Here is a 7,113-nt window from a genome sequence, read left to right as displayed (position 1 = left end):
ACGCTTTAAATTCTCCAACTCTCCAGTTCCGTGACAAAACTTTATGCAGTTTATTATTTCCCCACCTACCTACTTAGGAGGACAACATGAGCAAAAAACTAGTCAATCCAGAAGAACTATACGATTGTTCTGCATTGGGCATGTCTCAAGCTACTGTCGAGACGGAATTGGGTTTAGTTTTTGTATCCGGTCAGGTCGATTGGAATCATCAATATGAAACCACCGAAACCACAGTCGAAGGACAAATGAGAAAGGCACTGGAAAATCTTAAAATTGCTCTCACAGCCGCTGGTTCGTCAATCGAAAAGTTATTGCAAGTTCGTGTATATATCCGAGGCGAACTTGCAGAACATATGGAAACTGCTGCCCCAATTATTGCTAGCTTTTTAGGCACATCTCGCCCAGCTTTAACTGGTATCGGCGTAGCTTCCCTGGCATCACCATCAACACTTGTTGAGATTGAAGCGATCGCTAGCATTAGATAGTTGAGTAGTAAATTTACATAGGGCAATGACAACCCTATGTAAGAATCGCGTTGTGGAAAACTTGACAAATTCACCACGTTCTTGCTAAGGCATGAATCTCTGTTTTAGCAGCAGCGATCGATTTATCCCGATCGCCAAGTTCTAAATTATTGGCATAAATAAATTCGATATTTTCGATGCCAAACGAACCAAAGATCGTCCGTAGATAAGGTTCGTGAAAATCAAAATTTGCCAGCGGCGAATTTTGATTATATTCTGCTCCTCTGCTGGTAATTACGAGCATCTTTTTTCCTGGTGGTACGATTCCCCGCAATCCATGTTCGTCGATCGTATAAGTACGTCCCGGACGAATGAGATGTTCGAGATAAGCTTTAAAAGCAGCAGGAACGGTAAAGCCATACATTGGCAACGCAAAAATGTAGCCATCGGCTGCTAAAAATTCACTGACGATCGGCTCTGATGCCTGCATGGTTTGTTGTTGAGCCAGATTATATCGATCGGGCGATAAATTCATTGCCGATACCCAAGTGCGATCGACATATGGTACTGGCTGCAAAGCTAAATCTCGATAAGCGATCTGGCAATCTGGATGATGCTGTTTCCAGGCGGTGACAAATTCGCGCGCGAGTAAACGGGAAGCAGAATCGCTGCCACTGTAACTCGAATCGATCTGTAAGATAAATGACATCGCTCGACCTCGTGAAGATGAGAATATCTAGAATGTATCGAAGTCACGGGCGATGCGTCGTGCAAATTCTTGCTATTTCGATCGGATTCTTGCGGTGTTTTTAAAAATTATCCCGATAGGTTTTGGGCGTGATTCCAGTCGAGCGTTTGAAGTGTTTGCTGAGGTGTCCTTGATGGGCAAAGCCACAACAGAGAGCAACTTCGGCGATCGATAACTCTTTTTTACTCAATAACTTTGACGCAAGTTCGACGCGCCGATCTATAACATATTGATGGGGGGTCATCTTGGTTGTCTGCTTGAATAATCGCGCAAAATGATAGGGACTTAGCGAGATACATGCAGCTAACTCGGCTAAACTCAAATCGGATGACAATCGATCGCGAATATATTCAGTTACCTGCTGAATTTGCCTGGTAGATAATCCGGGAGTCTGAGTGATATTAGTGCTGGGATGACGATAGCGATTTAAGACATGAATCGCCAAACTCCTTGCCATTGCTGCGGCATATAACTTGCACCCACCACCATCTGCAAGCGAATTTTTCAACGAATCGGCGATTTGCAATACCAATTTATCCGAACGTACTAATAATTCGACTTCGGCTAAATCGCAAGTCAATTGAAGTTCTGTAGCGATCTGATGGAAAAAGTTTGGCTCGATATAAAGCTGCAAAAATTCTGTCTCTCGATCCCACCGAAACACTTGCGATCGATTGGCATTGTAAAAGCTCATATCGCCGCATGTGGAACGAGCGGCGGCATCCGCACCTTCGATCGACTGTTCCAATGTTACTCCGCTACCCCAATTGATGCAAATAGTATGATATGGCGATCGATATTGGGGAGTTTCGTGGGGTGGCTGGCGAAATAAGGCTAATTGAATATCTTCCCAACCTGCATTTTGACTCGAAAGTAATGGTGGCTGCGGCAATACAGATGACAAGTTATTTAAATCGAACATGTTAGTTAATATTTGGTTTTACATATTCTGAATTCGGGGCTGCTGACAAATCTAATTGCTTGAGGTGGCCGAGTTTGGCGGTGAGTTGGATTTCGATCGCTTGCAGTTGCTCGATCTTCGCTTTTATTTGCACCAGCTTACTTTCTGTTACTTTAATTTTTTCTGCCAACGGTAACGAACCATCGATCGCGGCATCTACCAATTGCTTCATCTCATTGAGTGTAAATCCCAACGATTTGCCCTGAGTTATCAGTAGTAGCCGTTCCATCGTCTCGGTGCTAAATTCCTGGTAAATTCTACTTCCGGCGCGACGATCGCTTGCGAAAATCAAGCCGATTTTCGCGTAAAAACGAATCGTATCCTTTGATAGTCCAGTTTTCTGTGCCAGTTCGCCAATTAGCATCTTCGCAGTTTTAAAACTTTCTACTTGACTGTGGAGTATAGTCCACAGACTACAGTAACAGCAACAGACATTTATACAGTTTGAGCAGCGATGAATAAAACCGTGGTAATTACAGGGGCTGCAAGTGGAATCGGCGCAGCTACCGCTAAATATTTTTGGCAACAGGGTTGGAATGTGGTAGCGACGATGCGAAATCCCGAACGAGCGGATCTCGGCATTGCCGATCCGCGAATGATTTATTTGCGCCTCGATGTTACAGATCCCGACTCGATCGCCGCAGCAATTGCCGAAACCTTAACTAAATTCGGCCAAATCGATGTGTTGGTAAATAATGCAGGCTACGCTCAGATGGGGCCGATCGAAGGCATTACCAGGGCACAATTAGACCGCCAGTTTGAAACGAATGTATTTGGTGTGGTGACGACGATGCAAGCCGTACTGCCAATTATGCGCCGACAGGGTGGTGGCACGATCGTCAATGTTGCCTCGATCGGCGGACGGATCGGTTTTCCAATGACGGCGGCTTACCATGGCACCAAATGGGCGATCGAGGGGATTTCGGAAGCCATGCGCTATGAGTTACAACCACTTGGCATTCGCATCAAAATTATCGAGCCAGGTGGCATCAAGACCAACTTTATCGAGCGCGGCGCGACTTGGGCGACTCATCCAGAATATGCAGAACCGATCGATCGCGTCCAGCGGTTTATGCTACGGATTAATGACTCCTTGCCAGGAGCCGAAGGCGTTGCTAAGGCAATTTATCGAGCCGCAACCGATCGATCTCCACGGTTGCGTTATTCACCGCACGGCGAGATGTGGTTATGGCTGCACGCGCTATTACCCGATCGGCTATGGCGATCTCTCGTCACAACGATGATGTTGGGTAACCGTTAATCGGGCGATCGCCAACATTTGACACTCCCGATCTGACGTGCCAAACTTGGTGTAAATCCTTGTCGAATGGTAAAAAATATTGTATTGCTATGACGACAATGGAAATTTAATCCTAGTGTAACTAGTAGACTATTACTAGAGTTGAGAGTTGTGAAAGCCTATATCCGTAAGAGTATCGATCGAGAAATATCAACGATTAATTGTGCGAATGCTGCTTATGGATTTCGGTTGATGGGCTGGGAAATCGATACTTATGAGTCGATTTCGGACATATCCGAACTCCAGCCTGATGACGTTGTGGTCGGGTATATTGCCGATATTCATGCCGCCCTGATTCGACTGGGAATCACACCACCATTGCCAATTAATTATCCACAAGAACTCTACCCATTTTTAGGTCGCAAAATTTGGCTCGATCGGGTAAATAATATTGTGGAACATGCCGAACTCTGGAATGTGTTTATTAAGCCCGCACGTAAATGCAAGAAATTTACAGGTAAATTAATTACTACTTCTCAAGATTTAATCGGTTGTGGCGATGAATCTGAAGATAGTGAAATCTGGTGTTCGGAACCAGTTAAGTTTCTATCGGAATGGCGATGTTTTGTCAGGTACGATCGCATTTTAGGCGTATATTTATACAATGGCGATTGGCGATTGCCTGTCGATCCAAAGATTGTCGAAGCTGCTATTGCTACTTATAAATCCGCACCTGCGGCATATGCGATCGACTTTGGGGTAACAGATAAGGGGGAAACTTTACTAGTTGAAGTTAACGATGGCTATGCAACGGGTAATTATGGATTGCCCCCCTTATATTACGCTCAATTTTTAGCATCTCGCTGGGCAGAAATGACGGATGCCGATGACTATAGTATCTCTATTTCGCAGGTATTTAGCTAAGATCGATATTCAGACTAATGATTTAGAATTAGACAGCGTTTCTGATTCGTACAATACGCCTGAAATAATTTTCCATTTATCTTCGACTTTACGCAGGGTATATGTAAACCCAAAGTGTTCGATTTCTGCATCCGATCGATCGAATCGCTTGGCAACTCCAACCACCTGTCCTTGATTGTCGCTGAGTTGCTGAACTTCCAATGAGCCGACGATCTGACTCTCTTTAAAGTTTTTATTTTTTAAGTCATCCATCAAAATCGCAAATACTCCCAACACCTCAATTGGCTTCTCCATCACCGCGACTTCCGTTGAAGTTATGAGCATTGAAGGTAAATGAAAAAATGGTAAAACCTTTGTTGGCTCTAGTGAATTAAAAGCTTGAATATAAGCACCAAAGGTATTGAGAATTTCTTTAATTTCGTTGCACATAATTATTTATCTTTGTTAAATGGTTGATGTAGAAAGAAGTGAGTTAAATCAGCAGTGGTGTCTGGATGGCTATAGGAGAATCCATGAGCGGCATCGGCGATAATTTCTAATTTGGCACGAGGAATTTTGGCAGCTAAGACATCGCTATTCGATCGAGGTATCGCAATATCTTTATCTCCAGTGAGGATGAGTGTTAGTGCTTTTATGCTAGACAAAGTATCGCAGGTGTCGTGCGTACCAAAGGCTTGAAGCTGACGTTGCAAGGATTCACCTTTGCTATGGAGTGGAGTTGTCTCGGCGAGGAATTTTGTGAGTTCCTGACGATTATTTTGGATGAATGTATGTGTAAATAATAAATCCTCAAGCTTGCCACTCATCACGCCACTAATATCGCCCACCTGACTGCAAGTACCACCCGCCATCGTACAACCGAGAATGAGTTTGTCTAAATTATCAGGATATTTTAGAGCAAATTGTTGGGCGATCGCACCGCCCATACTGACACCAAATACATGCGCTTTGGGAATCTTTAATGCGTCTAAAAGTCCCGCAGCATCATCTGCCATGTCTGCGATAGTATAAGTGCGAGTGGATTCGCTGGTGAGTCCAGCATCGCGATTATCGAAGAGGATTAGTTGATAGTGTTGTGCGAGTAGCTCGGTGAATTTTTTGCCCCAGTCGAGTAGACTGAAACTCAAACCCATTATCATCAGTAATGGTTCGCCGATCCCTTTGATTTCGTAGTTAATATCGATATCGCCAATGGTAACTTTTGTCATATTTTTTACAAGCTTACGTGGACAGATCCCCGACTTCTTCAAGAAGTCAGGGATCTTGCTTGATATCGCCGATTAAACTATGTTTGTCTGCAAATACATAAAGCGATTCCATCATTTGGTCAAAGAAAGAATTGCTAGGTTCTAACGGAGAATTGTTAACTGACAACACTGGATTTTTCAAAACAACACTGGCATGAGGAACTGCAAAGTTCTTGCCAATTCTAAACATTTCTGCTCTTTGATGTCCCTTGTAAGATCGATCTACCAGTTCCTCGATCTCATCGATAGCTGCGGTAGTATCTGCTTCAGAGTGCGCTGCAAATAAAGGCTGATTCAGTATATCTCGATCGGTAAGTAAATCTAATTCTTTAATTAATTTTGATAATTCTCTAGCTCCACCAATATCCATTTTAGAATATCGAAAGGGATTACCACTAGGTGAACTATTGATGAGACTACTTCGATCGATTTGGTCGAAAATATTAGCTAGAGGGGTTCGGAGAAAGATTTCAGCTAGATTGCCAGCATGACTGGCTAAACCTAATGCAGCAGAAAATAGGAAAACTCCACCATCGATCGCCGCTTCGTTATTGAGAGCCATTTCAACACTTAATGTACCACCTGTTGATAATCCCCCGATCGAAACTTTCCCTTTACTTCCTTTAGCTACATCCACAGCAAATCTGACATCTTTGCGCCACTCGATTAAAGACGCATCTTTCATGTCTTCTGGCTCTTTCAATCCATGAGCGCGAAGCAGGGGAATATAGACATCAAAACCCATTTCAGTGCAGAAGTATTCGCCAATATCTTTCATGAAGTAGGGCGAGTCTGTCAATCCATGTACTAACACGATCGCATTTCTCGGCTGTCCATCATCTTCATGTTTGAATATCTGCGGATGACATCGATCGCGCACGTCATTCTTATTTATATATCCTTTAAAGTGTAGATCGTAATACTCATCCCAATCTATTAGTATCATTTAACTATCTCCGTCATCTTCTTCGATATTTGCTTTAATTGGTTTAAAGGTACACTCGCTGAATCTTGACCGATACCTGTCATGTACACGAACTCTAAATTATGATTATCTTGTATTGAATCTGTACCAATTGTAAAATAAATAGGATTACCTGTATGCTCAAGAGTTTTCATTCCTCTAATCTTGAGATCGTTGTAAGTTTTGACAATAAAATTTTCTTCCACTTCTTCTGGTGATACAGGTCTTTCTGTTGAAAAAATATTGGCTGTCGCTCCTGGTAATGTCGGTATAATATCCTCTGTGTTCGCAATGCGCCAATGTTGGACACCACTATCATTTAATTTAGTTGCTAATTCTCGATCGCTGCATCGAGGACTTGCGAAGGTATAAACTACAATCTTAGCTGGATTGATGCCTGAGTCAATTAGATCGGGAATAGTTAGTGTTGCTAATGCTCCACCCAAGCTGTGACCTGCAATAAAAATGCGATCGGCATTACTCAACGCTGCCTTAGTGGTGCAGAAAACTCCTGGGATGCTTACGGAGCATAGAGAACAATAATTAATAGAGAAAAGGGGCTTGT

At 43.2% G+C, this 7,113-nt stretch carries 10 protein-coding genes; 3 read left to right on the top strand and 7 right to left on the bottom strand.

Features of this window, described 5'->3' with window-relative positions; translation table 11 throughout:
• Positions 1 to 86 precede the first annotated feature (86 nt).
• Positions 87 to 485, top strand: coding sequence for a RidA family protein (locus C7B77_RS19925; protein ID WP_106308845.1), 399 nt, complete (start codon positions 87 to 89; stop codon positions 483 to 485).
• Between the two features lie 70 nt (positions 486 to 555).
• On the opposite strand, the gene C7B77_RS19920 is transcribed toward C7B77_RS19925, so the two are convergent.
• The 3 genes from C7B77_RS19920 to C7B77_RS19910 form a co-directional block, all read right to left on the bottom strand.
• Positions 556 to 1,173, bottom strand: a complete 618-nt coding sequence (locus C7B77_RS19920) for an FMN-dependent NADH-azoreductase (protein WP_106308843.1) — start codon at positions 1,171 to 1,173, stop codon at positions 556 to 558.
• A 100-nt stretch (positions 1,174 to 1,273) separates the two neighbouring features.
• The gene (locus C7B77_RS19915) at positions 1,274 to 2,134 is read right to left on the bottom strand and encodes a helix-turn-helix domain-containing protein (protein WP_106308840.1); all 861 of its coding nucleotides are present in this window, start codon (positions 2,132 to 2,134) and stop codon (positions 1,274 to 1,276) included.
• A 1-nt stretch (position 2,135) separates the two neighbouring features.
• Positions 2,136 to 2,537 carry a MerR family DNA-binding protein gene (locus C7B77_RS19910; RefSeq protein WP_106308837.1) on the bottom strand — a complete coding sequence of 134 codons (402 nt, stop codon included), beginning with the start codon at positions 2,535 to 2,537 and terminating at the stop codon, positions 2,136 to 2,138.
• A gap of 90 nt (positions 2,538 to 2,627) precedes the next feature.
• Between C7B77_RS19910 and C7B77_RS19905 the strand changes: the two genes are divergently transcribed.
• Positions 2,628 to 3,434, top strand: coding sequence for an SDR family oxidoreductase (locus tag C7B77_RS19905; RefSeq protein ID WP_106308834.1), 807 nt, complete (start codon positions 2,628 to 2,630; stop codon positions 3,432 to 3,434).
• 150 nt (positions 3,435 to 3,584) lie between these two features.
• On the top strand, positions 3,585 to 4,337 hold the full coding sequence (locus C7B77_RS19900) for an ATP-grasp domain-containing protein (protein WP_106308831.1): 753 nt from the start codon (positions 3,585 to 3,587) through the stop codon (positions 4,335 to 4,337).
• A 9-nt stretch (positions 4,338 to 4,346) separates the two neighbouring features.
• Here the strand turns inward: C7B77_RS19900 and C7B77_RS19895 are convergent, their stop codons facing one another.
• The 4 genes from C7B77_RS19895 to C7B77_RS19880 all read right to left on the bottom strand — a co-directional run.
• On the bottom strand, positions 4,347 to 4,766 hold the full coding sequence (locus C7B77_RS19895) for a DUF6841 family protein (protein ID WP_106308828.1): 420 nt from the start codon (positions 4,764 to 4,766) through the stop codon (positions 4,347 to 4,349).
• 2 nt (positions 4,767 to 4,768) lie between these two features.
• The gene (locus C7B77_RS19890) at positions 4,769 to 5,545 is read right to left on the bottom strand and encodes an alpha/beta fold hydrolase (RefSeq protein ID WP_106308825.1); all 777 of its coding nucleotides are present in this window, start codon (positions 5,543 to 5,545) and stop codon (positions 4,769 to 4,771) included.
• Between the two features lie 46 nt (positions 5,546 to 5,591).
• Positions 5,592 to 6,530: an alpha/beta hydrolase gene (locus C7B77_RS19885; RefSeq protein WP_106308823.1), complete on the bottom strand. Its 939-nt coding sequence runs from the start codon at positions 6,528 to 6,530 to the stop codon at positions 5,592 to 5,594.
• The coding region (locus C7B77_RS19880) for a lipase family protein (protein ID WP_146138414.1) at positions 6,527 to 7,113 on the bottom strand (587 nt) is incomplete at its 5' end. The genes C7B77_RS19880 and C7B77_RS19885, both read right to left, overlap by 4 nt.

Source organism: Chamaesiphon polymorphus CCALA 037, from assembly GCF_003003845.1.
GTDB classification, from domain to species: Bacteria; Cyanobacteriota; Cyanobacteriia; order Cyanobacteriales; family Chamaesiphonaceae; genus Chamaesiphon; species Chamaesiphon polymorphus.
Note: the sequence above shows the minus strand (reverse complement) of the source record. Positions and strands in the feature narration are given on the sequence as shown.